The organism is Fretibacterium fastidiosum (assembly GCF_964642095.1).
Lineage (GTDB): Bacteria > Synergistota > Synergistia > Synergistales > Aminobacteriaceae > Fretibacterium > Fretibacterium fastidiosum.
Window position 1 is genome coordinate 444,829 of record NZ_OZ209244.1, and the last position, 24,194, is coordinate 469,022.

21 protein-coding genes are annotated in these 24,194 nt (G+C 64.7%); 7 read left to right on the forward strand and 14 right to left on the reverse strand.

Going from position 1 to position 24,194, the window contains the following annotated elements:
• Positions 1–59: 59 nt before the first annotated feature.
• From grdB to ACK28C_RS02005, 5 genes are all read left to right on the forward strand, one after another.
• Positions 60–1,364 (forward strand): glycine reductase complex selenoprotein B, encoded by a 1,305-nt coding sequence (gene grdB / locus ACK28C_RS01985; protein WP_208873395.1) that lies wholly within the window; start codon positions 60–62, stop codon positions 1,362–1,364.
• 163 nt (positions 1,365–1,527) lie between these two features.
• On the forward strand, positions 1,528–3,069 hold the full coding sequence (gene grdC / locus ACK28C_RS01990) for a glycine/sarcosine/betaine reductase complex component C subunit beta (protein WP_208873393.1): 1,542 nt from the start codon (positions 1,528–1,530) through the stop codon (positions 3,067–3,069).
• 13 nt (positions 3,070–3,082) lie between these two features.
• Positions 3,083–4,231 (forward strand): glycine/sarcosine/betaine reductase complex component C subunit alpha, encoded by a 1,149-nt coding sequence (grdD, locus tag ACK28C_RS01995; RefSeq protein ID WP_015556758.1) that lies wholly within the window; start codon positions 3,083–3,085, stop codon positions 4,229–4,231.
• A 122-nt stretch (positions 4,232–4,353) separates the two neighbouring features.
• Entirely contained in the window at positions 4,354–5,469 is a 1,116-nt protein-coding gene (locus tag ACK28C_RS02000; RefSeq protein ID WP_208873391.1) for an FAD:protein FMN transferase, read from the forward strand.
• A 49-nt stretch (positions 5,470–5,518) separates the two neighbouring features.
• A complete protein-coding gene (locus ACK28C_RS02005) occupies positions 5,519–6,676 on the forward strand; it encodes an MFS transporter (RefSeq protein ID WP_015556757.1) in 1,158 nt (385 codons plus the stop codon).
• Positions 6,677–6,760: 84 nt separating this feature from the next.
• On the opposite strand, the gene ACK28C_RS02010 is transcribed toward ACK28C_RS02005, so the two are convergent.
• The 12 genes from ACK28C_RS02010 to ACK28C_RS02065 all read right to left on the reverse strand — a co-directional run bounded on the left by ACK28C_RS02010 (position 6,761) and on the right by ACK28C_RS02065 (position 20,394).
• Positions 6,761–8,152 carry a methyl-accepting chemotaxis protein gene (locus ACK28C_RS02010; RefSeq protein ID WP_015556756.1) on the reverse strand — a complete coding sequence of 464 codons (1,392 nt, stop codon included), beginning with the start codon at positions 8,150–8,152 and terminating at the stop codon, positions 6,761–6,763.
• 170 nt (positions 8,153–8,322) lie between these two features.
• Positions 8,323–9,399: a succinylglutamate desuccinylase/aspartoacylase family protein gene (locus tag ACK28C_RS02015; RefSeq protein WP_015556755.1), complete on the reverse strand. Its 1,077-nt coding sequence runs from the start codon at positions 9,397–9,399 to the stop codon at positions 8,323–8,325.
• A gap of 1 nt (position 9,400) precedes the next feature.
• Positions 9,401–10,528, reverse strand: coding sequence for a hypothetical protein (locus ACK28C_RS02020; protein WP_015556754.1), 1,128 nt, complete (start codon positions 10,526–10,528; stop codon positions 9,401–9,403).
• A gap of 56 nt (positions 10,529–10,584) precedes the next feature.
• Positions 10,585–12,369, reverse strand: coding sequence for a gamma-glutamyltransferase family protein (locus tag ACK28C_RS02025; RefSeq protein ID WP_409152388.1), 1,785 nt, complete (start codon positions 12,367–12,369; stop codon positions 10,585–10,587).
• 104 nt (positions 12,370–12,473) lie between these two features.
• Positions 12,474–13,628: a succinylglutamate desuccinylase/aspartoacylase family protein gene (locus tag ACK28C_RS02030; RefSeq protein ID WP_015556753.1), complete on the reverse strand. Its 1,155-nt coding sequence runs from the start codon at positions 13,626–13,628 to the stop codon at positions 12,474–12,476.
• Positions 13,629–13,645: 17 nt separating this feature from the next.
• Positions 13,646–13,789 (reverse strand): hypothetical protein, encoded by a 144-nt coding sequence (locus ACK28C_RS02035; protein ID WP_015556752.1) that lies wholly within the window; start codon positions 13,787–13,789, stop codon positions 13,646–13,648.
• 13 nt (positions 13,790–13,802) lie between these two features.
• Entirely contained in the window at positions 13,803–15,095 is a 1,293-nt protein-coding gene (locus ACK28C_RS02040) for a TRAP transporter large permease subunit (protein ID WP_015556751.1), read from the reverse strand.
• Positions 15,096–15,107: 12 nt separating this feature from the next.
• The gene (locus ACK28C_RS02045; protein ID WP_208873389.1) at positions 15,108–15,653 is read right to left on the reverse strand and encodes a DUF6305 family protein; all 546 of its coding nucleotides are present in this window, start codon (positions 15,651–15,653) and stop codon (positions 15,108–15,110) included.
• A 262-nt stretch (positions 15,654–15,915) separates the two neighbouring features.
• Complete coding sequence (locus tag ACK28C_RS02050) at positions 15,916–17,361, reverse strand: sodium:alanine symporter family protein (RefSeq protein ID WP_015556750.1); 1,446 nt, start codon at positions 17,359–17,361, stop codon at positions 15,916–15,918.
• Positions 17,362–17,405: 44 nt separating this feature from the next.
• The gene (glyA, locus tag ACK28C_RS02055; RefSeq protein WP_015556749.1) at positions 17,406–18,662 is read right to left on the reverse strand and encodes a serine hydroxymethyltransferase; all 1,257 of its coding nucleotides are present in this window, start codon (positions 18,660–18,662) and stop codon (positions 17,406–17,408) included.
• 387 nt (positions 18,663–19,049) lie between these two features.
• Positions 19,050–20,102: a hypothetical protein gene (locus tag ACK28C_RS02060; protein ID WP_015556748.1), complete on the reverse strand. Its 1,053-nt coding sequence runs from the start codon at positions 20,100–20,102 to the stop codon at positions 19,050–19,052.
• 13 nt (positions 20,103–20,115) lie between these two features.
• Positions 20,116–20,394, reverse strand: coding sequence for a hypothetical protein (locus ACK28C_RS02065; protein ID WP_409152389.1), 279 nt, complete (start codon positions 20,392–20,394; stop codon positions 20,116–20,118).
• A 594-nt stretch (positions 20,395–20,988) separates the two neighbouring features.
• Here ACK28C_RS02065 and ACK28C_RS02070 point away from each other — a divergent pair.
• Both ACK28C_RS02070 and ACK28C_RS02075 read left to right on the forward strand, forming a co-directional pair.
• Positions 20,989–21,771: a ZIP family metal transporter gene (locus tag ACK28C_RS02070; RefSeq protein ID WP_015556747.1), complete on the forward strand. Its 783-nt coding sequence runs from the start codon at positions 20,989–20,991 to the stop codon at positions 21,769–21,771.
• A 57-nt stretch (positions 21,772–21,828) separates the two neighbouring features.
• Positions 21,829–22,620: a class I SAM-dependent methyltransferase gene (locus ACK28C_RS02075; protein WP_015556746.1), complete on the forward strand. Its 792-nt coding sequence runs from the start codon at positions 21,829–21,831 to the stop codon at positions 22,618–22,620.
• 92 nt (positions 22,621–22,712) lie between these two features.
• Here the strand turns inward: ACK28C_RS02075 and ACK28C_RS02080 are convergent, their stop codons facing one another.
• Entirely contained in the window at positions 22,713–23,252 is a 540-nt protein-coding gene (locus ACK28C_RS02080) for a BMC domain-containing protein (protein WP_208873386.1), read from the reverse strand.
• 64 nt (positions 23,253–23,316) lie between these two features.
• Positions 23,317–24,138: a 4Fe-4S dicluster domain-containing protein gene (locus tag ACK28C_RS02085; protein ID WP_208873384.1), complete on the reverse strand. Its 822-nt coding sequence runs from the start codon at positions 24,136–24,138 to the stop codon at positions 23,317–23,319.
• Positions 24,139–24,194 lie beyond the last annotated feature (56 nt).

Genomic DNA, 24,194 nt, shown 5'->3' on the forward strand with positions numbered 1-24,194 from the left:
GATCAACGCAGACCAGCATATCATCTGATTGGATGCAACTCAGGAAAGGTGGGATTGACATGGCATTTCGCATCGTTCACTACATCAACCAGTTCTACGCTGGCATCGGTGGAGAGGAAAAGGCCGACTACAAGCCCGAAATTCGCGAGGGCGTCGTGGGGCCGGGCACGGCCCTGAAGGGCGCCCTGGGCTCCGAGGCCGAGGTGGTCGCCACGGTCATCTGCGGCGACTCCTACTTCGCCTCCAACATGGAGAAGGCCAGCGCGGACATCATCGAGATGATCAAGAAGTACAAGCCGGATGCCTTCATCGCCGGGCCTGCGTTCAACGCGGGCCGCTACGGCACGGCCTGCGGCGCAATGTGCGCGGCCGTCGCGAAGGAGCTGGGCATCCCCGTGGTCAGCGGCATGTACCCGGAGAACCCCGGCGTGGAGATGTACAAGAAGGCCCTCTACATCGTGGAGACGCCGGACAGCGCCGTCGGCATGAAGAAGGCCGTCCCCGCCATGGCGAAGCTGCTCATGAAGCTCCTGAAGAAGGAGCCCCTGGGCAAGCCGGCGGAGGAGGGTTACATCGAGCGCGGCATCCGCAAGAACAAGTTCTACGAAAAACTCGCCGCCGAGCGCTGCGTCGACATGTTCGTCGCCAAGATGAAGGGGCTTCCCTTCGAGACCGAGTACAAGATGCCGGTCTTCGACCGCGTTCCCCCTCAGCCCCCGGTGAAGGACATGAAGCACGCCACGATCGCCCTGGTGACCTCGGGCGGCATCGTCCCGAAGGGGAACCCGGACCACATCGAGGCCTCGAGCGCCAGCCATTACGGCACCTACGACATCACGGGCGTGATGGACCTGACCACCGACAAGTACCGCACGGCCCACGGCGGCTACGACGCCACCTACGCCGACCAGGACGCGGACCGCGTCCTGCCCGTGGACGTGCTGCGCGATATGGAAAAGGAAGGCGTCATCGGCAAGCTGTACAACAAGTTCTCCACCACCGTTGGAAACGGAACCGCCGTGGCCAACGCCAAGCGCTTCGGCGCGGAGATCGCCAACAAGCTGGTGGCGGACGGGGTTACCGCCGTCATCCTGACCTCCACCTGAGGCACCTGCACTCGTTGCGGTGCAACGATGGTCAAGGAAATTGAGCGCAAGCTGCCGGTCGTTCACATGTGCACGATCGTCCCCATCTCCCTCACGGTCGGTGCGAACCGAATCGTCCCCACGATCGCGATCCCGCACCCGCTTGGCGATCCCACGAGGACGCCGGAGGAGGAAAAGGCTCTGCGCCGTCGCCTCGTCGAGAGGGCCCTGAAGGCGCTTCAGACGGATATCTCAGAGCAGACGGTGTTCACGGAATAGCAGAACGCCATCCTCAAGGGGCCCAGGAGCTGTTCCCGGGCCCCTGCTTTGTACCCACCCACTGCGGCAGCGACGCTACGCCCCTCGCCCGGAAGAATTTTGAGGTATGATATAAGGACCCCCATGGGGGTGATCCGCAAGCTCTTTTTAAGGAGGACTCTGGATGTCCACAGTCGGTATCAAAAGTTACGCTTATTGTTTGAACCACGCGCCCGAGACGGGGAGCTACTACGGCGGCACCCCCTACGAAGCCCGTCACAGCGGCAAGGAGAAGGAGTACGTCGATGCCCTGCCCAAGCACCTGCAGACCTACGAGGAAGCCCTGCAGTATGCGCCCAACCAGGCCTACATCGGCGGCCTGAGCTACGAGGAGTTCGAGGCGGCCAAGGCGCCCTGGATCGACAACCGCCTGAGCGACGCAAAGCGCTACGGCAAGTTCGGCGAGATCATGCCGGAGGACGAGTTCCTGGCGCTGATCTCCGCCTGCGACGAGTTTGAGCTGGTGTGGCTGGAGAAGGGCTTTGCGGCGGCGGCGGCCGAGAAGCTGGGCAAGGACCCCATCATCACGGAGGCCATCGTGAAGCGCGTGCTGCGCACGAAGAACATGCAGGAGCTCTCCGCCATCGAGGAGGAGGTCAAGGACCGCGCCGCGCTGCCCCTCTACTTCGACCATAAGGTCGTGGGCTGCGTCCGCAGCGGGCACCCCACGGACGCCTGCCTCACCGCCCACGTCCTGATGGAGAACCTGGCGGGCAAGGCGTCGGGCGTCCTCGCCCTGCTGCACCTGCTGAAGAACAGCGGCATGGCCCCGACGGACCTCGACTTCGTCATCGAGTGCTCCGAGGAGGGCGCAGGGGACGTTGGGCAGAGGGCGGGCGGCAACTTCGCCAAGGCCATCGCCGAGGTCGCGGGCTGCACCAACGCCTCCGGCTGCGACGTGCGCGGCTTCTGCGCCGGCCCCGTCAACGCGATGATCGCAGCGGCCTCGCAGGTGGCCGCAGGCGCGCGCAGGAACATCGCGGTGGTCGCGGGCGGGTCCATCCCCAAGCTCTACATGAACAGCCGCGACCACGTCAAAAAGGGCCTCAAGGCCTTGGAGGACTGCGTGGGCAGCTTCGCCGTGCTGCTGGTCCCCGACGACGGCACCAACCCCGTCATGCGACTGGACGTCCTGGGCAAGCACACCGTCGGCGCAGGGGGCGCCCCTCAGGCCGTCACCTCCGCCCTGACCTTCGAGCCGCTCCAGGCCGCGGGACTGACCTTCGCGGACGTCGATCGCTTCGCCCCCGAACTGCAGAACCACGAGATCACGATGCCGGCCGGCGCGGGCGACGTGCCCCTGGCCAACATCAAGATGATCGCGGCCCTCGCCGTCATGAAGAAGGCCATCGAGAAGGCCGACATGGAGTCCTTCATCAAAGAGCACGGGACGGTGGGCTACGCCCCCACGCAGGGGCACATCCCCGCAGGAGCGCCCTTCATCGGCCCGGCCTGCGAGGGCATCCGGGCGGGCAAGATGAAGCGCGTCATGATCATCGGCAAGGGCAGCCTCTTCCTGGCGCGCCTGACCAACCTGGCGGACGGCGCCTCCTTCCTCATCGAGGCCCCCACCGGCGGCGGGGCATCGGGAGCGGCCGTCAGCAAGGAGGACGTGAAGGCCCTGATCCTGGAGGCGCTCTCCGAAGTCGCGGAGAAGCTGAATTAGGGGGGCACGGGCTATGTCTGATGCGATCAAAAAATTAGTCGGCACGGCCCTGGCAGAGCTCGTGGAATCCGCCAGGAGCGGAGGCCCCAAGGTCCGCGTCGGCCTGATGGCCGCCGGCAGCGAGCATGGGCCGGAGGAGATCGCGCGCGGCGCGCGCCTCGCCATGCAGAACTACCACAACGTCAAGCCCGTCATGATCGGGCCGCGCCTGCCCGGCTACGAGGACCTGGAGTACATCGAGTGCGCGGCGGAGGACGTCCCCGAAACGCTCGAGGCCGCCGTGAAGGAGGGGCGCGTGGAGGGCGCGGTGGCGATGCACTTCCCCTTCCCCCTGGGCGTCACCACCATCGGCCGGGTCCTGACCCCCGGCAGGGGCACCCCCATGATCCTGGCCTCCACCACCGGCACCTCCTCCACCGTGCGCGGCGAGGCCATGCTGCGCAACGCGATCTACGGCATCGCCACGGCGAAGGCACTGGGCCTGAAGAACCCGACGGTGGGCATCCTGAACGTGGACACGGCGCAGCCGGTCTTCCGCTCCCTGTCCCACATGAAGGAAAAGGGCTACGACATCACCTTCGGCCAGTCCACCCGGGCGGACGGCGGCAGCGTGCTTCGGGGCAACGACATCCTGAGCGGTGCCGTGGACGTCTGCGTGACGGACACCCTGACCGGCAACGTGCTGTGCAAGATGTTCAGCTCCTTCACCACGGGCGGCTCCTTCGAGGCCACGGGCTGGGGCTACGGTCCTTCCTGCGGCGAGGGCTGGAAGAACGTCGTCTCCATCGTCTCCCGCGCGTCGGGCGCGCCGGTCATCGCGAACGCCATGGGCTTCACGGCGGCCGTCGTGGCGGCAGGCCTTCCGGCCCTGGTGGCGGAGGAACTGGCCGCGGCCCGCAAGGCCGGGCTGGACGATGAGATCGCGGCCCTGACGCCCAGGGCCGCGGCAGCGGAGGAGGACGTGAAGGCCCCCGCCGCGGAGCCCACGGACGACGAGCTGCACGGCATCGACGTCCTGGAGATCGACAACGCCGTCAAGGTCCTCTGGAAGGCGAACATCTACGCCGAATCCGCCATGGGCTGCACCGGCCCCGTCATCAAGATGCCGGCCCGCCACATGGACAAGGCCAGAGAGCTCTTGAAGCAGAACGGATACCTGTAGGCAGAACGCCGGAACGTCGGGCGGGCTCTCCCCCTGGGGAGGGCCCGCCCTTTGTCGTCAAGACCCCTCGGATGCTGCACGCGAGGGCGAAAAACGCTATAATGCGTTGGGAGGTGTCGAACGTGTCCGTCATACGAAAGGAAAGCTTAAAGGGTGTCCTGTGGGCCGCTGCCCTGGCGCTCCTGCTGGGGCTTGTCGCGCTTTGGCCTCAGGAGCGCCCTGTGGGGGCACGGCGCGACGGCCTGGCCATGAACACGGTGATCCGGCTCCGCGTCGCAGGACTTCCCAGGGCGGAGGCCGAGGCCGCGCTGGACTGGGCCTTCGCCCTCCTGACAAGCCTGGACCACGAGCTCTCGATCTACGACGAGGGCTCCGACCTGTCGCGGGTCAACCGCAGCGCCGGAGGAAGCCCCGTGGCCGTTCCTCCGGACGTCTTCGCCGCCGTCTCGCGGGCCGCCGAGGCCTGCCGCACGACGGAGGGCGTCTTCAACCCGCTGATCGGCCCCGTCACGAAGCTCTGGCGGATCAACCGGCGTCAGGCAGACCCCGGAAGCCAGGCCTTTGTCCTGCCTCAGCAGGCAAGCCTGGACGCCCTGCTGCCCCTCACGGATCCGGAGGGGCTTGAGCTCCTCCCCGGCCCCCCGCCCGCCATCCGCTTGAAGCGGGCCGGCGCGGTGCTGGACCTCAGCGGCATCGCCAAGGGCTACGCCTCGGCACGGATCGCGGAGGGGCTGAGCCGGCGCGGCGTCCCCGCGGCCCTGATCGACCTGGGGGGCAACGTCCAGCTCCTGGGGGGCAGGAACGGCAGCCCATGGAACATCGGCATCCGCGACCCCCTGTCGGACGGGGGCGGGCCGCTTTTGGCCCTGGCGGTGAGGGACACGGCGGTCATCACCTCCGGCGCCTACGAGCGTTACAAGGTCATCGACGGCGTGCGCTACTCCCACTTCTTCGACCCGCGCACGGGCCATCCCGTGCGGAACGACATGCTCTCGGCCACCCTGGTCACCCCGGACGGGGCCCTGGGGGACGCCCTGGCCACCAGCTTCATGATCATGGGCTCAGCCCGCTCCATGGAGTTCCTGAGGGCGCACCCGGAGCTGGGCGCCGTGCTGGTCCGGCGCAGGGGCGGCCTCGCGGTGGAGGAGGGGCTGACCCTCCGGGACGTGGAGGTCCTGGTCACGGAGAACCTGCGGCGCTGCGTGAGCGAAAGCCGGGTCGTGGTCGAATACTTTTAGTGGCGACGCCCCGAAGGGCGTTTCGCCCGGTCGCGAAAGGACGGTCTTGATGAACAAGAGCCTGCTGGCATTGGCGCTGGGGACCTTCGAATTCGGCATAACGGAGTACGTGATGATGAGCATCCTGGAGCCCGCTGCGGCGGCGCTTGGAGTCAGCGTGCCCACCGCCGGGATCCTGATCTCGGCCTACGCCCTGGGCGTGTGCGCCGGCGCGCCCCTGGTGGTGCTCGTAGCGCGGCGGCAGCCGCTGAAGCGCATCATGCTGGCCCTGGCGTGCCTCTGCACGGCGGGAGGCCTGACGGCGTCGCTGGCTCCCTCCTTTTACGTGCTGCTGGCCGCCCGATTCATCTCAGGGCTGCCCCACGGGGCGTGGTTCGGCGTGGGGTCCATCATCGCCCAGCGCACGGCCCGGGCGGGGCGCGAGGCCTCCGCGGTGTCCGCGATGGTCGCGGGGATGACCGTGGCCAACATGGCGGGGGTCCCCCTGTGCACGCTGGCGGCAAACTTCGTCTCCTGGCGCGCGCCCTTCATCGCCACCGTCGTCCTGGGCGCCCTCATGATCCTTGCCGTCCGCTTCTGGATCCCCTATCAGGAGCCGCTCCCGGATCGGGGGTTCAGGGGACAGTTCCGGTTCCTGAAGGACGCGAAGCCCTGGCTGCTGCTGCTTGGGATCGCGCTGAGCAACGGCGGGGTGTTCTGCTGGTACAGCTACATCAATCCCCTGATAACCCAAACGGCGGGCTTCTCCCCCCACTCGATGACGCTCATCGCGGCCTGGGCCGGGCTGGGCATGGTGATGGGCAACCTGCTGGGCGGCCGCCTGTCGGACCGCTTCGCCCCGACCAAGGTCATCTTCGCCCTCCAGGGCTCGATCCTGTTCCTGCTGACGGGAATCTTCTTCCTCTTCGCCAACCGCTGGGCCGCCCTGGGGCTGACGTTCCTGGGGACGGGGGTGCTCTTCGCCCTCTCCGCGCCGCAGCAACTCCTGGCCATCCGGTTTTCGCCGGGCGGCGAGATGCTGGGGGCAGCCTGCGCGCAGGTGGGCTTCAACCTGGGCAACGCCATCGGCGCCTGGGCCGGCGCTCTGCCCGTGCGAGAGCTGGGCCTGAGCTATCCCTACACGGCTCTGATGGGGGTGCCCTTCGCCCTGGCGGGCTTCCTCGTGATGCTGTCGCTGCACCGAAGGGCGACGAGAACGGCGGCGTAGGGCTCGAAGGAACAAAGGACTGCGGCCCTGCGGGGCGGTCCGCAAAGGACCGTTCCGCAGGGCCGCAGCCGATTCAGCGGGCCACTACACGCGCAGCGCCTTGATGGCGTCCAGCGCCCGAAGGACCTCCTTTGAAAGGCTGATGATGCCGGGGACCATGGCGCTGGCCTTCTCCTTTTTGCCGCTGCTGTAGGCGCGGATGGCGTCGGCGCAGGCGCGGTGGAACCTCTCGTGGCAGCCGCCCAGGTCGCGATAGGGCTGAGTGCTACCGTACCTCTTCCTGCCCTCGCCGGCGTACCACTTGCCGAGGCGGCAGTTCGCGTAGTCCGCCGCTGCGTCGGGGTCCGGGTCCAGGTTGCCCCACATCATCTGATTGACGCGGGCCAGCCACAGCATGTGGTCCGTCTTGGCCAGGTCGATGATGTCGTTGGACTGAAGGGGCAGGTCGTACTTCAGGAGTCCGGCGCGCATGTCGTTGATCTTGCGCAGGCTGTTGAAGATCGCGTCGTTGCATCCCCTGGTGTCCTCGTTGACGGCCTGGATGTTCTCCACTGTATCGTGCAGGGAGGCGCTGATCCCCTCAAAGGAGGCGGCCTGCTTCTCCGCGACGGGGGCAAGGCCGTTCATGGCCTCTCCGATATCCCCGAACACGCCGGTGAGGCCGTCCGCGTCCTCCGTCGTCTTGTCGATACTCTCCGTGTTCTTCGCGTAGCCGTCGGACAGCTGGGCAAACTTCTCGCCCAACGTCATGACGTCCGTGCGGATGCCGTTGAGGTGGTCGCCGATCTGGGCGACGGAGCGCTTGGACTCCTCGGCCAGCTGGCGGACGTTTTCCGCCACGACGGCGAACCCCCTGCCGGCGTCGCCGGCCCGCGCGGCCTCGATGGATGCGTTGAGGGACAGCAGATTCGTCTGCACCGCGATGCCGTTGATGATGTTGACCAGGTTGTCGATGTCGGCCATGGAGTCGCTCAGGTGCCTCATGCTCTCCGTCATGGCCTGAAGGTTCTCGCCGGCCGCCTGGTTGCCCGCGGCGAGGGCGTGGATGTCCGTCTTGGCCTGCTCCATGGTCGCGCCGCCCTGCGTCGTCTGCTCCGCGGTCCTCGATATCATGCTCGACATGCCGCTCACGTCGGAGGTCAGTTCGTCCACGGTCCTCAGGTCCTCCCGGACGCCCGCCGATATCTTCTGGTACTTCTCCGCCAGGCCGGCCAGGACCTCCGAGGCCTTCGTCGCGCTCAACAGCACGTCGTTGATGTCCTGCGTCATCTTCAGGTACTCGTCCGCGTGGGCACAGAGCAGGCCCCCCAGCGCGGCGCTGAGGTTCCTCAGCCGCGGGTCCTCGAACTCCGGGGCCTCGCTCTCGAAGTCCCCCCGACGCAGCGCGGCGATGAACGCCTCCAGCTCCCGCAGCTCGTCCGGCGTCATACGGACGCCCTCGTCCTTCTTTTTCCCATTGCTCCCTCCAAAAAACATAAAAAACCGAACCTCCCTCAGGATCGTCTCAAATGCCACACCACGGTACTCAATGTTGAACTATTATAGTGCATTTGAAACGTCCCTGCACGTCCGTTCACAACTTACAGGGGTCAGCCTCCGCCGCGGAGGACGCCGGACGAAGGGAGAGGTCCCTGCCCGCGGTGCCTCTAATTCAGCCAGCCCCTCAGGCCGTCGCGCTGGACCTCACCCCGCGTCGGCAGCCCCTCGACCACAATCTTTCGCTCGGAGCGGTCGTTGTACGCCGCGCACAGCGCGCGGAATACCTCGACGGCGATCCCCACGCGCTCCGCGATGGGGTACCCCCGCAGCCCCAGCGGATCAGGGCTGGCGCTCCACTCGTTCATGCCGGGGTTGGGCGTCTCCGACAGGAACGCCAGACAGTCCGTGTTCTCCCCGATCTCGTAGTGGCAGATGCCTCGGTAGCCCGGCGCGGACTGTTCCAGCTTCATCGACGTCCCCCGCTCCTCCAGCAGGAACAGCGCCTCCGCCGCAAGGTCCAGCGCCCTGGGGTGGGCGATGAGCGAGTTCGCCAGCAGGCTGTTCTTGCCCACCTTGCCGGTCTTGGGGTTCATCGCGTCCTCAAAGGTCCGCGCCTCGTGCATGTCCAGGCTGAAGGCCACGCCCTCCCGCCGGATCAGCTCCATGACGGCGAAGGTCACCCGCTCCGCCGGCGTGCCATCGGCCCTGCCGGGGTAGTTCCGGTTGATGTTGCGCCACTCCGCGCCGTTCTTCAGCACGAAGCCCGACGGGTGACGAAACGCTTCAGGGTCCTTCTCTCCGGGGCGCAGCGGAATGTACCGGTCGCCCCATGGCAGGAAGCGCGCCCCGCTCCGGCCCGCCACTTCGAGCACGCGGGGGCGGTTCCCCAGGCTGTCCGGCACGGACATGCCCGCGGCGTTGACGCACGGCACGACGAAGAGCCGCCCCTCCCGGACGCGGGCGTTCTCCACCATCAGGGTCGCCGCCGCGACGCCCGCGATCTCCCTCGCATGGACCCCGCCCATCACCAGCGCCGTGGCGCCCGGCCTGTCCCCGCTCAGGAGGTAGACCGGCGTGTCGTAGTCGCTCCCCCGCAGGTTCGCGTTGTAGTCGGAGAGCCACAGCATCCGCGTAAGCCCGTAGCCCGGCCGCACGTCCAGGCGGAACGCGGCCTGTGAGGAGGACGCGCAGGACAGGGCAAGCGCCAGCAGAAGACAGGCCGCCCGCCTCAGCGCCGTCGCCATGTCAGTTCAGCCACGCGCCGACGTCCTGTTCCATCAGCGTCCTGTAGTCCGGCAGACCCTCGATCACGAGGTGCCTGTCGTGGCCGGCGTTGTAGACGTTGACGAGCTCCTGAAACACCTGCTGCTGAAGGCCCACCCGGTGCTTCAGCGGGAAGCGGACGTCGCGGATGATGTCGGGCGCCTCGCGCCAGTCGTCCTGCCCCGGGTTCGGCGTCTCGAAGAGGAAGGAGAGGCAGGGCGTCGCGTCGCCGATCTCGAGGTGGCTCAGGCCGCGGAACTTCCGGTTCGACTGCTCGATCTTCAGGGGGAAGCCCACGGCGTCGCCGACGTTCACCACGACCTCGGCGCCGATCTCCATGGCCTCCGGCCTGGGGTTGCAGATCAGCATGTAGGCCAGCCGCCCGCCCTGCCGCGTCTCGCCCGTCCTGGGGTCCAGGCACCAGCTGGGGGTGTCCGCCTCGTGCATGTCCACCTCCAGGACCACGTCCTCGCTTCGCACCAGCTGCACGACGGCGTAAGCCACCTGCTGGGTGGGCGTCCCGTCCGGAAGGCCGGGGTAGGCGCGGTTGATGTTGCGCGTCTCGGCCCCGTCGCCGCCCTTCGAGCCGGGGATGACCTCGCCGGACTGATGGCGGTACTGGTCCGGGTCCGGCTGACCCTGGTCCACCACGTCGACGCGCCGATCCCCCAGCGGGAGCAGGCGCGCGCCGCTCCGCGTCTCGATCCTGTGGCTTCGTGGGAGGTTCGTCGCCTTGTCGTGCAGGCCGTAGCCGCTGGCGTTGAGCGCTGGGACGACGATGAGGCGGCCCTCCAGGACGCGCGCGTTCTCGACGGCGACGAGGGCCGCCGTGTGCCCCGCGATCTCACGGGGGTGCGTGCCGCCGAGGATCAGCATCGTCGCGCCGGGCTTCGCCCCCTCCATGAAGTAGACGGGCGCGTCCAGGTTCGTCCCCTTCAGAGGGGCACAGTAGTCGGAGAGCCAGCCGATCTTCGTCACGCCGTATCCGGGTCGGACGTCGGGGCGAAAGAAGGCCGCCTCCGCACCGGCGGGGGCACGGACGAGGCACAGCGCCATGAGCGCAGCGAGAGCGGCTGCACGCCGCAGTTTCGCATAAGACATGAAAGACATGAAAAGACCTCCCAAGACAAAAAATGGAGGACGGCCTCTCTCAAAGAGGCCGTCGCCTACCGGTCCGGCGCGGCGGCTGCGCCCCCGCGGCGCACGGAGCCCACGCCGGTCAGGCGGCCGTCGAACAGGCCGCGCTCAACGGCGTTGGGACCGCCGAAGTACAGGTCAGGAAACTTCTTGATCTCGACCTTGTGGCCAAAGCCCTGCTCCAGGGCCCTGATGGTCCCCTCGGAGTAGCCGCTCTCCATCTCCATCAGGGAGACTCCCTCCCCGGAGTTGAAGGAGCTCATGATCTTCGGGCTGTTGATGCTCTCCTCCAGCGACATGTTGAAGTCGATCAGGTCGATCAGCATCTGGCACAGCGTCGGGACGATGCGTCCCGCGCCCGGCGTGCCCAGCACCCAGCGCACCTTGCCGGCGCGGTCCACGATCATGGGGGAGATCGTGGTGCGCACGCGCTTGCCGGGCTGGATGTCGCTGACGCCGTTCCCTTCGGGGCTCGGCCTGCTCCAGAAGTTGCCCATCTCGTTGTTCATGAAGAAGCCGTCCAGCCAGTACCCCGTTCCGAAGAAGCCGGAGATGGTCTGAGTCCAGGCCACCGCGTTGCCCCAGCGGTCCACAACGGAGAAGTGCGTCGTGGAGACGGACTCGAACTGCTCCTGCGCGGGCAGGGCCGCAGCCGCAGGCAGGGTCAGGTAATCGCTCAGGCCCATCCCCTCCTCGAACGCGGGGGCATCCCCGGCTCTGCTCTTGCCCGCTGCCCAGTCCTCGGAGGTCGTGGCGCCGCTCAATTTGACGCTCATCAGGCGCAGCTTTGCGTACTCCTTGTTCGCCATGCCGCGCTCAGCCGTCCTGCTGAACGCCGGATCGCCGACGTAGGCGCTCAGGTCCGAAGCCGTCAGCAGGAACACCTCCTGCATGATGTGCAGCCTCAGCGGGTCATCCCAACCCATGGCGGCAAAGTTGAAGTTCTCGAAGAGGTTCATGTTCTCGATCAGGCGCGGGCCGCCGACGGGAAGCCCCGCCACGGTGATGGTGTAGCCCTTGTACCGGCCCTGCAGCGGGGTGCGCTCGACGGCGCGGTAGGCCTGCAGGTCCTCCTTGCGGACCCAGCCGCCCCTCTCCTTCATGAAGGCGTCGATGTCGTCGGCGACGCCGCCCCGATAGAAGTCGTCCAGGCCCTTCTCCGCCAGGCGGCGCAGCGTCGCAGCCAGCTTCGGGTTCTTGAATGTCTCCCCCGACTCCCAGGCAAGGCCCTCGTTCAAAAAGTCGGGCGCGTTCTCGCTGAGCGTCTTGAAGTTGTCCTTGCAGATCTGCGAAAACGTTCGGTTGACCTCGAAGCCGTCCTCGGCGTATCGAATGGCAGGGGCCGCCAGGTCCGTCAGGGGTTTTGTCGCCCCCCTGCTCATGACCTCCCGGATGCCCGCCGGAAGTCCGGGGACGCAGGCGCCCTGCAGTTTCAGCTTCATGTCGCCCGTCGTCTTAAAGCCCTCCTGGGCCATCTGCTCGTAACTGGCCATAGCGGGCGCACAACTGCGGAAGTCGATGGACCAGGTGCGCCCGTCCGCCATGCGCGCCACCATGTAACCCTCCCCGAAGAGGCTGGAGGCGTAGGGCTCCACCACCCCCAGCGCAAGGCTCGTCGCGACGGCCGCGTCGATGGCGTTGCCGCCCGCCTCCAGGACCTCCGCTCCGGCCTCGGCGGCCAGGGGGTGCGCGGCGGCCACGATGCCCTTGTCGGAGCTCAGCACCTTTCCGACGGTGACGGCCGACGCCGGCGCAGCCGCGGTCAGGGCGACGACGAGGCTCAGCCCCAACAGCCTTTTGAACCTTCCGTTCATGAGAATACCTCCTCCTTACCACGCAATCACTTCATAGACGAAGTGGGCAAAAACAACGAGGGAGCCGTGCTGACCGGCATTGGAATCAACCTCTGGAACCCCTGTCACAGGCCGGGTAGAGGGTTCAGCCAATGTCCGACGTCGTGCGACACGACCTCCTCAAACCCCGGAATGCCGGACACGGCGACCGCCCTGTCCGGATACAGCTCCTCCATCGCGCTCAACACGGCCTGGATAGCGGCCAGATGACGGCCCACGCGCAGCTGGATGGGCTGGCTGCCGTCGTAGGGGACGAAGAGGCGGCCCAGGGCGGCGGCGCGCACGTAGGCCTTGTCCGCGCCCGTCAGGAACAGGGCTTCGTCCGTACGCCCCCTCAGACGTCCCTGCCCCGGGTTCGCCGCCTCCATCAGGATGGGCAGCAGCGTCGGGATGCTGTCGCCCCACTCGCGGTGACTGAGCCCGTGCAGGTTCTTCGGCGACGGCTCAAGGCGCATGGGGAGGCCCATCATCTCAAGCTCCATCGCCGCCACGGCCGCAAGCTCCATCGAGTTCTCGTGGGCCACCATGGCGTTGACGACGGGATACTCCGGAGCGGCCTCGTGCAGGTCGAAGGCCAGGTCCACCCTCTCCGCCCGCAGCATCTCCGTGATGGCGTACCCGACCCGCTGCGTCAGCCCCTCGTTCAGCGTGCCGGGAAACGCGCGGTTCTGGTTTGCCCGCGAGGTGCCGTCCAGCTCCTGCCCCGACGGAAAGTGAACGTAGGTGTTCGGGTTGGGCCACTGGTGGATGGGGTTCGTGGCCCGCGAACCGCACCGGAAGCTCCGCACCGTGCCATCGTCCCGCGTGAAGCGGAGGCGCTGCGGCGCGGCGTCCTGGGGCGAGTTGTGCGTCAACGCGGACAGGTTGGAGAAGGGCATCACGATCAGCCGCCCACGCTCCACCTGCGCTCGCTCAAGGCACACGACGGCCGCCATGTACCCCGCCGGCTCGTTGGCATGGATGCCGCCCATGATGAAGATCGTCCCTCCCGGCTCTCTCCCCTGCTGGATGAAGACGGGGGTGTCGCCCGGCGACCCCGAAAGCGACGGCTCCCACTCCGAGAGCCTGTGCCGCTCAAACCCCGGCGCGGGGGCCAGAGCGTCCAGCTCCCACATCGACATGAACGATCGTGCCGCGGCCCAGGAGGTCAGGCCAACCCCGACGCAGAGGAGGAGCGCCGTCAGCGCGCTGCCGCGTTCCTTTGCGAAAAACCCCTTCATCCGGACGCCCTCCCCCCTCACTTGATCATCAGGATGCGCAGGATCATGGGGATCAGGACCAGCGCATCGGCGAACTGCCGCCAGAAGGAACGCTCCCGAAACATGGAGCGAAGGACGAGGATCGTCATCAAGGCCAGGATTCCCCTGTAGAAAAGCGTCATCGTATTCCCTCCTCTACCGGATGTGGCGCGCAATGGCGTCGCTCATCAGGATGACGGCGAGGCACCACAGCGCCACGGTCACGCCCGGCCACAGGCAGCGGCGCGCGATCCTGAAGCGGTCCTCCACGCCCAGCGCACGGGCCGCGAAGAACGGCGACAGCGTTCCGGGCGGCATGAGGTCTCCCAGCGACGCGAGCATCCCCAGCGCGGAGGCAACGATCACGACGTCGTGCCCTGAAAGCGCCAAAAGGAACGGCACCCCCAGCACGGAGGCCGATCCGTAGGCGGAGATCGCGCCGAAGAGCGGCATGGCGATCAGAACGCTTGCCAAGAGCCCCCAGGACGGCAGCGACAGCGCCGAGACGACGACGAAGCCCTCCGCGCCGACCAGGGTCATGACCTGAATGAACATGCCCACGCCCATCAGGACGCTCATGATGGGGAGGGAGTCATCGATGGCCTCGGCTGCGGCCTCCATGGGGTTCCACCGAACCCCCGTCAGGAGGGCCGATGCGGCGGCGATCAGGAAGATGGCGGGCATCCCCAGGAAGTGCCAGTATCGGGACCCGCTCAGGAACTGCTCGGCGGCGATCAGTGCGGCGAGGACCAGGACGGGCAGCGACAGCCGAAGCGTCAGCGGCCGCGCGTTCATCCTTTCGAGTTGGGCCTCCAGCGCCCCCTCGTCCTCGAAGCGTCGTATGGCGGGATAGACCATCGCCAGGGCGAAGAGCGCCGCCAGCGGCAGGGTGCAGATCAGGAGCGGGACGGTGAAGCCGACGTAGGGGATATCGACGCCGGCGCAGATGATCATGGCGGGGATGCTGACCGGCGGCGCGACCATGCCCAGAAGCGCCCCCATGGAGATGACGGCCCCCGCGCGCTCCGGCTCCAGGCCAAGCGTGACGAGCACCGGCGCCACAAGCGCTCCGGTCGTCAGGACGGAGGCGATGGACGACCCCGTGATCATCCCCGGCGCCATGATGAGCAGCAGGATGCCGAGGCTCAAGAACGCCGGCATACGGCGGAACCTGCGGATGATCCAGACCGCGAAAGCGTCCAGGAAGCCCGTCCTCTGCGCGGCCTTCATGAAGATCATGGCCGAGGCGATGACCATGATCGTGTCGAGGTAGCCGAATTCCCCCTCCACGAGGTGCCTCAGGGGAATCCCCTCGCCTGCTGCCGCCGCGCCGGCGAGGGAGGCGAAGACCATGGCGACCGCGATGGGAAGTTCGAGCCAGAACGTCACCGCGAAGAAGACGGCGACCATCAGGAGGGCGTAGAAGCCCTCCGGCCAGAACCAGGACATCCCCCGTCGGGCTTACAGGACGCCCCAGCCCTTCAACAGGGTCGAAAGCGGCTCCTTCGTGCCCTTGACGTTGGGGGCGGAGAGGAGCTCCACCTTGCGGGACTCGGCCAACTTCGTGAAGATGCCGTCGTCGTTCCCGCCCTCCACGACGATGAAGCCGTCCGCGTAGGCCCCCGCCGTCTCGATGAATTTGTTGGAGAGGTCGCCCCGGCGCCCATCGCCGCCCACGTGCATCACGAGGACCTTCATCCCCCTGCCCGCGGCGGCCTCACAGAGCGCCTTCGCACGCGCCAGCTCGTCGTCCTGATTGATGCCCGCCGCCCCCATCCCCTTGGAGCTTGCTCCCACGACAGCGATGAGCACCTTCTGGTCGGACAGCGCCTCCGGCTTCATCAAGGCGTCATAGTCCGTCTCGACCGCGAGGGACTTCAGCACCACGCGAACCATCATGCCGTCCGGACTCTGCCCCATGGGCGTCAGAGCGACCGGCGCAGCGAAAGCGACCCCCGTCAGACACGACAAGAGGACCAGCGCAACAGCAAGGTTCTTCAGTTTCACAATGACCAGCCTCCCACGATTTTTTTACGGCGTGCTCGCAGCGCGAACCCGATCAAACGACCAGGCGAACGCATTAAACTGGCGCCGCGTTGAATGTCATCATTCTAGAGCACTTCGCCCGTTTGTCAAACGATCGGCGCGGCTTCTGGAAGAGTGCCGACTAAAAGGAACCTTATCCGTAATTTTAAATCACAGGGGGATGGCACAATTTACTGTGCCATCCCCCTACAATTCTTCTTTCACCGCCGAAACACTGGCTGCGCTACGAACGCTTGCGCGCCACGTCAGCCCAAACCGCGGAAACGTCCGGCACGTTAAACTTCTTCGGGTCAAACAATGGCTTGACGCCACTGCGTTTCTGCTCCTCGTAGTCCTTCAGGATCGCGCAGGCCTTCGAGGAGAGGAGCAGGATAGCGATAATGTTGAACCACGCCATCAAGCCACACCCCGTATCGCCCATGCTCCAAACCACCTTGTTCTCAATCAGCACGCCCGCAAAGCAGGAGATGAGGAAAGCGATGCGAAAAGCCCAAATGGCCTTGGGGTTGCCGCTGGAAAGATAGGTCACATTGCTTTCAGCCTGATAGTAATAGCCCATCAAACTGGTGAAGACAAAGAGCACGATAATAATGGCCAAAAACTGACCGGACCAGGATCCCACGGCACGCACCAGCGCCGTCTGTGCCCACAGGATGCCGTAAGCGACGCCTGGAATGTGCTCCACGATCGCCTTTTCCTGAAGGTCCACAACGTTGTAGCTGTTCGTGAGGATGATGATGAGAGCGGAGGCCGTACAGATGACGAGCGTGTCGACGAAGACCGAAAAGGCCTGTACAAGCCCCTGCTCCGCAGGGTGATCGCACTCGGCTGCAGCGGCAACGATAGCACCCGACCCCTGCCCGGCCTCGTTGGAGTAGACACCCCGCTTGACGCCCCACGATATCGCCGCCCCGACGATTCCTGCGAACGCTTGCTCCATGCCGAAAGCGGAGCGGAAGATCAGCGCGAAAGCGCCAGGGACCTTGTCGATATTGACGGCGAAAATGTAAAGGGTGATCAGGATATACGCAACGCACATGACGGGTGCAAGGAGTTCGGCCACGACGCTGATTCTTTTAATTCCACCGCAGATGACCATTGCGACAAGAACCGTACACAGAACGCCGACGACAATGTCGTTGACCTGGAACGCCATGTCAAAGCTCAGGGCGATGGATTGTACCTGAACGCCAGGCATCAGAATCCCCGGCCCCAGAATCGTCGCAATCGCAAAGAGGATGCTCAGCGGCTTAAAGTGAAGCCCCTGCTCCGAGAAGTAAGCCGCGCCGCCTGCGTACTGGTTGTTGACCTTGACCTTATAAGCCTGAGCCAAGGCTGATTCTGCAAAAGCAGCGGCCGCGCCCAAAATGGAGATGAGCCACATCCAGAAGATAGCCCCCGGTCCGCCGAAGTAGATGGCTGTGCTCACGCCCGCAATGTTCCCCATGCCGACACGAGAACCTACCGTCGTTGCAAACGCCTGAAAGGAACTGATGCCGGACTGCGACCCCTTGCCGATCAGGAGGCGAACCATATCCTTGATCAACCTGATCTGAGGAAATTTCATCCGAACCGTAAAATAGACCCCCGTGATGAGACAGAGATAGACGAGCGCATCGCTCCAGACCAGATCATTGAACGCATTAACGTAGCTGCCGAAGCTTTCCATGAAAAACGACACCTCCCAAGCGTGATTGAATGAGTGTTGATCAGTTAATCATCAAAGCTGCCGGCGGGATAGAGCGGAAAATTAGCAATCAGTTTTTCCGCCTGTTCCCTGCAAGCCTTGAGGTTGGCTTCATCCTCCGGGGCACTGGAAACTTTGTCCATGATCTTCGCGATCGCCTCGATTTCCTTCTCCTTCAGCCCGCGCTGCGTGACCGAGGTCAGGCCAATGCGCACGCCGCTCGCGATCGTTGGCTTCTCAGGATCAAAGGGTATCTGGTTTTTGTTGACGGTAATGCCCACAGAATCCAGCGCATCCTGGAACACCTTGCCCGTAATCCCCTTGGGGCGAAGGTCGGCAAGGATTAAATGGTTATCCGTACCACCGCTGACGATTCGGAATCCGTACTTCGCCAACTCCTCGGCCAGCTTTTTTGCGTTCTTCACAACCTGCGTCATGGCCACCTTATACTCGGCGCCCGCCATTTGCTTAAAGCACCAGGCTTTCGCCGCCATCGTGTGCAGGTGCATCGAACCGAGTGCACCCGGAAAAACGCCGCGATCCAACTGTTTCGCAAACTCTTTTTTGCAGAGGACCATGCCGCTTCTCGGACCGCAGAACGTTTTTGTCGTCGATGACGAGACGAAGTCGGTGTGGGGAACCGGGCTGGGGATCACCTTCGCAGCAATCAATCCGCTCACGTGAGCCATGTCAACCATGGAAAACGCGCCAACGGACTTGGCAATAGCCCCAATCCGTTCGTAGTCGATCAGCCTCGGATAAGAGCTGCCACCCTCAATAATGAGCTTCGGCTGGAATTCTTTAGCCTTCTTTTCCAACGCCTCATAATCGATGGTTTCTGTCTCCTGATTTACACCATAGAAATCAAATTGGTAAACTTTTGAGAGGAAATTTGCAGGTGAGCCGTGCGTCAGGTGGCCTCCCTGGTCCAAGCGCATACCAAGCACCCTGTCGCCTGGCTTTAGCACAGCGGAATAGACAGCGTAGTTCGCCGTAGAACCCGAATAAGGCTGAAGGTTGACATGATCTGCACCGTAGAGGTCCATAGCGCGCTGATTGGCTAACGTTTCAAGCTTATCGGCGACGTGTGATCCCGCCTGGAAACGGGCCCCTGGATACCCCTCAAGCGTCTTGTTCGTCCAAATCGATCCGGTGAGTTCCATCACCTCAAGGGCAGCCGTGCTCTCTGAGGCGATCATTTCAATGTTGTGCTCCTGGCGCGTCAGTTCCTCTAAAGTCAACTTATAAACCTCGGGATCTGAAACGCGCGCGTGTTTCAACATGATTGATCACTCCTTGGATTTTTTAAATTTTCAGAAAGCGTTAGGGGAACGTCATGAAAAACCCCTCCGTTAGTGTTTAGTCTATCATCAGTATTTTATCACGTCAACTATTCATCACAATAGATTAAGCTCGAAATAAAATCCAAAAGTGCAATCTATTTCGGTGAGTAAGTGCGCTAAAAATTCAGAAAAAGCCATAAGCACTTCAACATCAACGACCGTATTCTAAAAGTGAGAGCAGGCTGAATTCAACACGGTCTGTCAAAACCATTACGTTGTTTTTTACAAGCCTGTTGCCACCATCGCGTCAGGCAAAACAAAGGGCGGCACCCGAATCCCCCGGTGCGCCGCCCGACCAACTCGCTTCAATGAACGCCTGACGTCTCCTCACTCTGCCGGCGCGGCTCCCTTCGCCTCCCAGCAACGCTCCACCTCGGACCTGGCATCCTCGGCGGTGAGGTTGAACCTCCTGGCCACCCGCGCCAAAGCCTCGTTCCTGGAGACGCCAAAGTCCCGGCAGGCGTTCACAAAGCCCTGAACGTTGCCCTTAGCAAGGCCTTTGGCGAGGCCTTCAGCGTTGCCCCTGGCAAGGCCTTCAGCGAGGCCCTCAGCGTTGCCCCTGGCAAGGCCTTCAGCGAGGCCCTCAGCGTTGCCCCTGGCAAGGCCTTCAGCGAGGCCCTCAGCGTTGCCCCTAGCGAAGCTTCGTTCCGCTGCCTCACGGCGCACCCTGTCAACGTAATTCCGCGTCGCCGTCTCCTGGTCAAACAGCATCGTCATGATGTCCATCACCTCCGCCTCCCTGTCCTCCAGATATTCCTTCAGCACGTCGCGCTCCTTGCAGATGCGTATCGTCTCACGGATCGTCCGCCTCGTCCGACCGTAAAGCTTCACCTGACCGCCGAGAACCCTGCAGAACGACGCATACTGGCTGATCACGTCCCCAGTCCCCTCGCCGTAGAGCATCCTGGCCCGCACCTCGATCGCAAACGGCTCCCCGCAGAAAAACTCCTCCGAAAGGGAGAGAACTTCAGGGCGCGCAACCCTCTCGCCCGTGTAGAGAACGTAGAACTCCGGTCGGGGGAGCGCAGCCCTGGGGGCGTGGTAAAGGTCCGCACCCGTCCTCGCAAAGTGGTTCCGCCACGTCTGCACAAGGTACATCGCACCGCGAATCAAAACGTTCTCCGTCCACGTGCTCTGCGCCTCCACGAGAACCACCAGACGGTCCGACACCATAAAACCCAGGTCGTTATAGATGTCGTCAACCAGCACGTTGTTGATGCTGACGTCCGTCAGGTCGTCCTCCACGGTCGTCGTATCCTCGGGGTGCAGCGTCCGGTAGAGCTGAAACAGGTACTTCTTGATCTTGAAGAGGTCGGAGAACACCGTGGCCTTGACCTCGCGGTTCATGCTCCCCGCCTCATCCCGCTCCGCCCTGTCCATGCCCTCGCCTCCCTCACTCTGCCGACGCGGCTCCCTTCGCCCCCCAGCAGCGCTCCACCTCGGACCTGGCATCCTCGTCGGTGAGGTTGAACCTCCTGGCCACCCGCGTCAAAGCTTCGCTCCTGGGGATACCAAAGTTCCGGCAGGCGTTCACAAATCCCTGCACGTTGCCCCTGGCAAGGCCTTTGGCGAGACCTTCAGCGAGGCTCTGTTCCGCCGCCTCGCGGCGCACCCTGTCAACGTAATTCCTCGTCGCCGTCTCCTGGTCAAACAGCATCGTCATGATGTCCATCACCTCCGTCTCCCTGTCCTCATTATACGCCTCGCGGATGCCCTGTCTTCCGTCCTGTTTCCGGAAAGTGCGCACGAATCGCAAAATCGGAGACGCCCACCTGAGGACCATCCGGCCCAGGGGACAACACAATTCGACGTTTCAGGGGAAGAGGTGGGGGGATAATGGATTATAATTAGGGAAGCGCTGATTAATTTTCAAAAGTTGTTGAAAGCAATCAAGGAACATCAATAAAGGGTATCCTTCAGCGCTTCCCTAAAATTTTAAAATGGGGCTACGCCCCAAGCCCCACGCGCTTCGCGCGGCCTGGTGAAGTTTCAGGCACTGAAGGGAGTCTATGCGGTTGACAGTTCTCAACGACTTAATCAGTGTTTCCTTAGGTGATTTGCCACCGGGAACACAGGCGGACGCGACGAGGTTCAGGCCTCAGGCGAAAGCCCTCGCGAGCGCCCGAGGGGACCGGCAGGGCAGGACGCCGGCCCGCCCTGTAGGCTGGGCCATGGAGGGACAGAGGGCAGGCAGGGCGAGCACGGGAGCTTGAACGCAAATTCCCCCGACAGGGCGCGACGGGGTACGAAAGGCGAGGTAAGGTTCATGAATCTTCAAGTGTTTCAGGGAATCCTGATCCCCTTTTTGGGGACGTCCCTCGGCGCAGCCTGCGTGTTCTTCATGAAGGGGGAGCTCAACGACACCATTCGGCGGGCGCTGACCGGCTTTGCCGCGGGGGTCATGACCGCCGCGTCGATCTGGAGCCTGTTGATCCCCGCCATAGAGCAGAGCGAGCCCCTTGGGGCCTTCGCCTTTTTCCCTGCGGCGGTCGGCTATTGGGCAGGGACCTTGTTCCTCCTCCTGCTGGACCGGGTCGTCCCGCACCTGCACATGGACGCTCAGGAGGCGGAGGGGCCCAAAACCCGCCTCCCGCGAACGACGATGCTCTCCCTCGCCGTCACGCTGCACAACGTCCCCGAGGGTATGGCCGTGGGGATCGTCTACGCGGGACTCCTGTCCGGCGTGGAGGAGATCACTGCGGGCGGCGCCATGGCCCTGGCGCTCGGCATCGCCATTCAGAACTTCCCGGAGGGCGCCATCATCTCCATGCCGCTCCACGCGGAGGGGGAGAGCCGGCGCCGCGCCTGCGTCGAGGGCATCTTGTCCGGCGCGGTGGAACCCATCGCCGCCGTCCTGATGCTCTGGGCCGCGGAGGTCTTCACGCCCCTCATGCCCTACTTTCTGAGCTTCGCGGCCGGGGCGATGTTCTACGTCGTGGTGGAGGAGCTGATCCCGGAGTTCTCGTCGGGCAAGCACTCCGACGTCGGCGGCCTGATGTTCGCCGCCGGGTTCACCCTGATGATGGCCCTGGATGTGGCCCTTGGGTAATCGAATGGGGCCTGCGGAGCCGCGTTTTTCAATTTTTATCGACTGGAGGGATTTCTCATGAAACCGAACTACAAGAACTGGGTGCCGAAGGGCCTGCTCGTCGCCCTCGCCGTCGTGACCGCCGTCGTCCTGCTGTTCTTCCTTGCCCTGGGAGTCCTGGGGACCGGCGTTTCCGACACGGCGCGGGGCGTCCTGGCCGTCGTGCTGGGGCTCGCAAGCGCCGCCTGCCTCGTCTTCCTGGCGCTCGGCACCGCGCTGTACCGGGCCTTCGACTACAACGGCAAAAGGCAGCTGGCGCGGGCCATCGTCGAGGGGGTCGCGCAGTACGTCCGTCTGCCCGACGGCGGATGCGGGCTCGACGTGGGCTGCGGCAGCGGTGCGCTGACCATCGCCTGCGCGAAGAGGAACCCTGAGGGAAGCATGACGGGGATTGACCTGTGGGGGATCACCTACGCCTCGTACAACAAGAAGCTCTGCGAGGACAACGCCCTGGCGGAGGGCGTGGGCAACGTCCGCTTCCTTCAGGGCAACGCGGTGAAGCTCGACTTCCCGGACGAGAGCTTTGACGCGGTCACCAGCAACTACTGCTACCACAACATCGTTGGGGTAAATCGACAGGACGTCCTCCTGGAGACACTGCGGGTCCTGAAGAAGGGCGGGACCTTCGCCCTGCACGACCTCATGTCCCGCGCCAGGTACGGGGACATGCAGGCGTTCGTCGAGAGGCTGCGGGGCATGGGGTATCAGGAAGTGCAGATCATCGACACGACGCAGGGCCTGTTCATGAGCCCCAGAGAAGCAAAATTCCTCTTCCTTGGAGGGTCCACGCTGCTGGTGGGACGAAAGTAGCCCGTCCAGCGCCGCCCCCTCAGGGGACGGAAACGCCATCCTCTCTCAGGGCCGGCCCTTGTCCGCAAAGGCCGGCCCTTCGCCCGCCCCCCTTACAACAGCGACTGCACGAGCGCCGGGGACGGACGGGGGATCACCGTGGAGGCGACCATGAGCTCCACCTTCGCGGCGGCTGCGGCCACGGCCGTCCTGACCGCCGACACCTGGCCCGTCAGCGTGACGAACCCCTTGCCGCCGACGGCCAGTCCCATGCGGACCTCGATCAGCGACACGTCCGCGGCCTTCGCCGCGACGTCGGCCGCCTTGACGGCGCTCGCGATGGAGAAGAACTCAAGCACCCCGACGGCTCCGAACGTCCGCACCTGAGAGGTCATCGCGATGGCCGGGGCCACCTGCGGATGGACGTTCGGGAGCAGAAGACAGTCCACAAGCGCCGGTCCGGCATTGGCGCGGCCCGTTTTCATGGAGGACTGCACGGCGCTGACCTCTCCGCCGACGATGACGATGTACTTTCCCGGACAGATGGTGGACGCCCTCAGGAGGTCCACCTGAGCGGCCTTCACCATAAAATCACACGTCTCTATGCCGATCGCAATGCTGTTCAGCTCCACCATGCCGATCGCGTTGTTCAACGTCCTCTCCCCCCTCTTGATTGTCCTTCCCCGATGCAGCCATCCTCACAGCGGGATGGGGCCGTCAACCGGCGACGATGAGCGCGCCGCTCTCGTCGATGGACTGCACCAGACCGGCAAGGCCCGTGTGGACGTTTGCCGACACGCCCTCCTGAGCGGAGGCGATGAGCGCGCCGCGCTCCACCCGGTCCCCGACGTGGACGATCGGGGCGGCGGGCTTGCCTATGTGCTGTCGGAAGGGGACGTAAACGCACTGAGGGGCAAGGGAGCGATGAGGCTCCCGGACGTGGACTCCGTGCCAGTCTCCCAGGCCAAGGCGGGCGTAGAGGCGGGACGTGGGCACGCGCCGCAGGTCGAGGAAACGCTGCGCCAGCGGCTCCATGTTGCGCTCCTTGTTCAGCCCCTTCTCCCGAAACCTCTGTTTGAACCAGCCGTTGATTCGCCTCGGAGAGAGCCCCATGGGGCACGAGAACATCTCGCACAGGCCGCAGTCGCAGCAGTTGAGGGCGCTGCCGAAGCAGCGGACGTACTCTTCGTCGGGAAGCGTCTCCTCGCGCCACACGTTTCGCATCACCTGGTGCGGCGCCACCTCGTGCCCGATGAGGTGGCGCGGGCACATGTCCGTACACATGCGGCACTGCACGCAGGCGCTGCGGGCCTGGTGCTTCATGTTCTCGATGGACAGGACCGACCGCGTGACGAGGTAGTGGTCCATCGGAAGGATCGCCAGGTTCCCCGTCGTCTTGGTGACGACGGTCCCGTCGATCGCCTTCGGGTCCGTCAGCACCCTGCCCATCATGGGGCCGCCCACCAGCACGGCGTAATCCCCTCCGACGGCGAGGTCCGCCGCGGCGATGCACTCGCGGACGTTCGTGCCCAGCGGCACGCGAAGGACGATGGCTTTTCTCGGAGAAGATGAGAGAAAGTTCCTTTGAGGGCGAT

Bases quoted from the DNA above. Each gene is read 5' to 3' on its own strand.
- grdC (WP_208873393.1), top strand. From the start codon at position 1,528: ATGTCCACAGTCGGTATCAAAAGTTACGCTTATTGTTTGAACCACGCG.
- grdD (WP_015556758.1), top strand. From the start codon at position 3,083: ATGTCTGATGCGATCAAAAAATTAGTCGGCACGGCCCTGGCAGAGCTC.
- ACK28C_RS02005 (WP_015556757.1), top strand. From the start codon at position 5,519: ATGAACAAGAGCCTGCTGGCATTGGCGCTGGGGACCTTCGAATTCGGC.
- ACK28C_RS02010 (WP_015556756.1), bottom strand. From the start codon at position 8,152: ATGTTTTTTGGAGGGAGCAATGGGAAAAAGAAGGACGAGGGCGTCCGT.
- ACK28C_RS02015 (WP_015556755.1), bottom strand. From the start codon at position 9,399: ATGGCGACGGCGCTGAGGCGGGCGGCCTGTCTTCTGCTGGCGCTTGCC.
- ACK28C_RS02020 (WP_015556754.1), bottom strand. From the start codon at position 10,528: ATGTCTTTCATGTCTTATGCGAAACTGCGGCGTGCAGCCGCTCTCGCT.
- ACK28C_RS02025 (WP_409152388.1), bottom strand. From the start codon at position 12,369: ATGAACGGAAGGTTCAAAAGGCTGTTGGGGCTGAGCCTCGTCGTCGCC.
- ACK28C_RS02030 (WP_015556753.1), bottom strand. From the start codon at position 13,628: ATGAAGGGGTTTTTCGCAAAGGAACGCGGCAGCGCGCTGACGGCGCTC.
- ACK28C_RS02035 (WP_015556752.1), bottom strand. From the start codon at position 13,789: ATGACGCTTTTCTACAGGGGAATCCTGGCCTTGATGACGATCCTCGTC.
- ACK28C_RS02040 (WP_015556751.1), bottom strand. From the start codon at position 15,095: ATGTCCTGGTTCTGGCCGGAGGGCTTCTACGCCCTCCTGATGGTCGCC.
- ACK28C_RS02050 (WP_015556750.1), bottom strand. From the start codon at position 17,361: ATGGAAAGCTTCGGCAGCTACGTTAATGCGTTCAATGATCTGGTCTGG.
- glyA (WP_015556749.1), bottom strand. From the start codon at position 18,662: ATGTTGAAACACGCGCGCGTTTCAGATCCCGAGGTTTATAAGTTGACT.
- ACK28C_RS02060 (WP_015556748.1), bottom strand. From the start codon at position 20,102: ATGGACAGGGCGGAGCGGGATGAGGCGGGGAGCATGAACCGCGAGGTC.
- ACK28C_RS02065 (WP_409152389.1), bottom strand. From the start codon at position 20,394: ATGGACATCATGACGATGCTGTTTGACCAGGAGACGGCGACGAGGAAT.
- ACK28C_RS02070 (WP_015556747.1), top strand. From the start codon at position 20,989: ATGAATCTTCAAGTGTTTCAGGGAATCCTGATCCCCTTTTTGGGGACG.
- ACK28C_RS02075 (WP_015556746.1), top strand. From the start codon at position 21,829: ATGAAACCGAACTACAAGAACTGGGTGCCGAAGGGCCTGCTCGTCGCC.